General features: G+C 42.8%; 3 protein-coding genes and 1 pseudogene. 2 read left to right on the top strand and 2 right to left on the bottom strand.

The window, feature by feature from the left end:
- Nucleotides 1–214, top strand: a pseudogene (locus AC1DWN_RS31130) (esterase family protein); the annotation flags it as partial.
- Nucleotides 215–621: 407 nt separating this feature from the next.
- On the opposite strand, the gene melA reads toward AC1DWN_RS31130, so the two are convergent.
- Nucleotides 622–1,920 carry an alpha-galactosidase gene (gene melA / locus AC1DWN_RS31125; RefSeq protein ID WP_477562730.1) on the bottom strand — a complete coding sequence of 433 codons (1,299 nt, stop codon included), beginning with the start codon at nucleotides 1,918–1,920 and terminating at the stop codon, nucleotides 622–624.
- A gap of 147 nt (nucleotides 1,921–2,067) precedes the next feature.
- Between melA and AC1DWN_RS31120 the strand changes: the two genes are divergently transcribed.
- Nucleotides 2,068–2,919, top strand: coding sequence for an AraC family transcriptional regulator (locus tag AC1DWN_RS31120; RefSeq protein ID WP_477562729.1), 852 nt, complete (start codon nucleotides 2,068–2,070; stop codon nucleotides 2,917–2,919).
- On the opposite strand, the gene AC1DWN_RS31115 is transcribed toward AC1DWN_RS31120, so the two are convergent.
- Nucleotides 2,897–3,130, bottom strand: a complete 234-nt coding sequence (locus tag AC1DWN_RS31115; RefSeq protein ID WP_477562731.1) for a substrate-binding domain-containing protein — start codon at nucleotides 3,128–3,130, stop codon at nucleotides 2,897–2,899. The genes AC1DWN_RS31120 and AC1DWN_RS31115 overlap by 23 nt on opposite strands.
- Between the last annotated feature and the right edge of the window lie 17 nt (nucleotides 3,131–3,147).

Below are 3,147 nucleotides of genomic sequence, written 5' to 3'. Positions count from 1 at the left end.
ATCAAAGCTTGATTTGCCAAAGCCGGAGCTATTCCAGTGCTGTGGAACCGAAGACTTCTTGTACGAAGACAATATCGTATTTCGAGATGCTTGTCTGGAAGCGGGATATCCACTTACCTATGTAGAAGGGCCGGGAACTCATGAATGGGGATACTGGGATACTCACATTCAGCTTTTCTTGCAGAGCTTGCAGCTGAAGCGTGATGACAAATAATTTGAAAATGAGATAAGTGTTTCTAAATTCAGGCTGTTTTACTGGCGAGAGCTGGTGAGATGGCCTTTTTTCTTAGTGGGAAGCTTGATTGGATTCTGTCCAATCAAACCACTGATATTTCAATGTCCTACGTGTTTGAATGGAAAAGATACAATCTAATTGGTGGTTTGAGGCTGTTTGGCTGCAGAATGGACGATTAGCTTGGATGAAATACAGTGTGGGACAAATTCATCGTATTTGATATGGATTTGATTGGATAAAATACAGTCAAGTCCGACAAATGAAGAGTTAGGCTTGTAGCTTAGCTTTCATTATTATTACATAGTTCCAAACTAAAAAGGGTAGTTCGAGCCGATCTGCTTAGATCTGCTGAACAACCCTTTTTTATTGACGTCTAGTCTAAAAGCTTATTCGTATTTCGGCAGCCAATCACCATGCGCTTCGATCAAGTCATCACACATCGATACGATGTCATCCATCGAAAGCTCTGCGGATGTATGTGGATCAAGCATAGCAGCATGGTAGATATGATCGCGTTTACGAGTCATAGCCGCTTCGATCGTAAGTAGTTGCGTATTAATGTTGGTACGATTTAGTGCTGCAAGCTGCGGTGGCAAATCTCCTACGTAGGTTGGTGTAATTCCGCTCGCATCAACGAGACATGGCACTTCGACACAAGCTTCCTTCGGCAGGTTCGTGATTAAGCCGGTGTTCATTACGTTGCCGCCAATTTTGAACGGATTGTTGGTTTCCATCGCTTCTAGGATGTAAGAAGCATATTCATGGCTGCGGCAATGCTCCAAATTACGGTCATTTACGAGTGAATCGCGCATTGTTTTCCAGCCTTCAATTTGATTGATACAGCGGCGAGGATATTCATCGAGCGGAATGTTAAAGCGCTCGATTAGATCTGGATAGTTGCGTTTAATAAAGTAAGGATGGTATTCCGCATTATGCTCGGACGATTCCGTAATATAGTATCCAAATTTAAGCATTAGCTCAAAACGAACCATATCATGATGCTTTTCTTTCTGCTTCTCGATAGCACGGCGTTTAATTTCAGGATATAGGTCAACACCGTCTTTGCTTGCTTCAAGAAGCCAAGCCATATGGTTGATACCCGCAATTTTATATTTAACGCCAGTCGGATCCATTTCTAAGTTTTTAAACAAATCTGGCAAGCAAACCTGTACACTATGACAAAGGCCAACGGTTTTAACTCCGCCGTACGTGTTCATAACATTGGTCAAAACAGCCATTGGATTCGTATAGTTTAGGAATTGAGCGTCTGGACAAACCTCGTTAATATCTCTAGCAAAATCCATCATGACAGGAATARTACGCAGGTTTCGGAAAAGACCACCGATACCAACAGTGTCGGCAATGGTTTGACGCAAGCCGTATTTTTTTGGAATTTCAAAATCGGTAATTGTGCATGGATCATAGCCACCAACTTGTATGGCATTAATGACGTATTTTGCACCGCGCAAAGCTTCCTTGCGATCAGTGAAAGCTTTAATCTGACAGGTGCTTCCGCTAGTCTGCTTCAAATTGAGCAGCATCTTCTCTGAATCATTTAGTCGAACCGGGTCAATATCAAATAAAGCAATTTCAAAGCCCTGCAACGCTGGAGTTTGCATGACGTCACCGAGTATGTTTTTGGCAAATACGCTACTGCCTGCTCCAATAAATGTAATTTTAGACATGATATAATAGCCTCCTGTAACTTTATGATGACACTTTTAGTATATAGAGAGAGCTATGAAATGAATATGGAAAGAACGAATCAATATATGGAGTAATGTTGCATCATTTAGTATGATAAAGAGAATGAATGGATAGGAGGCGTGAAGTTGGAGCAGCATCTTAGTTATACGGTAAACGTGAATGCAGCACCTCTAAAAGGTGAGATGTCGGTATTGTTTAACGGCAAGGCCCAACCGGTTATGGGGCATTTCATTGGTCCAGCTGTTCACGATTATTATTTGATACATATTGTATTGGATGGGGAAGGCGTTTTTGAAACCTTAGGAGAAAGTTATAAATGCGGAGCTGGGGATGCGTTCATTATATTCCCGGATATTCTCGTTAAATATGAAGCAAGCATGAGTAATCCTTGGCAATATATGTGGGTAGGCTTCTCAGGAGAACTCGTTGAAACCGCGCTATCTTCCATTGGCATAACGCCGGATAGGGCTTATATACAAGGCTGCTCGTTGCATACGATGAACCGTTTATTTCGGAGTTTGAACACTAGCTTGAAGCGGACGGATTTTCCCACGCTTGGTAACATGGAGGCTTCTGCCTGGCTGAGAATGATTTTTTACGAGCTCGGGCTGGTGCATCAAAAGGAAGCTGAGGAGGGGAGTATGCTGCCGTCGCGCTCCTTTCGCCAAATTGATCAAGCGATTCGCCTGCTTTCCTTACAGTATGGAAAGCAGCTGTCAATAGAAGAGACTGCGAGAAGCTTAGGCTATCATCGTGCACATTTAACTAGATTATTTAAAGAGGCGACTGGCTTGTCACCGATGAAGTACTTACTTAAAGTGAGAATGAAAAAGGCAGAGGAGCTTCTTAAAGGTGATCTAACGGTAGCTCAGGTGGCAGCTTCTGTTGGTTATAATGATCCCTTGTTTTTCACTAAGCAATTCCGAAAATGGAATGGCCTCTCACCAACAGAGTTTAGGAGGAAGGCCATTCATTAACTGATTTGCGGATAATGAGGTCAGCGGGCAATACGATTTTCTTCCATGGTAGAGATGCTTCACGTTCCTGAATTCGTTCCACCAGCATTTGCATACCCATGTAGCCGAATTGATAGGCTTGCTGTGCTGCGACGGTCAGAAATGGCTCAATCTCGGAATAAGGTCCCAAATCATCAAAGCATACAAGAGACATGTCAGCCGGTACATGAATTCAGCCGGTACATGAAT

Source organism: Paenibacillus sp. P4_A7 (assembly GCF_056402455.1).
The sequence above is the reverse complement of the archived record's forward strand: the minus strand, read 5'-3'. Positions and strand labels throughout refer to the sequence as shown.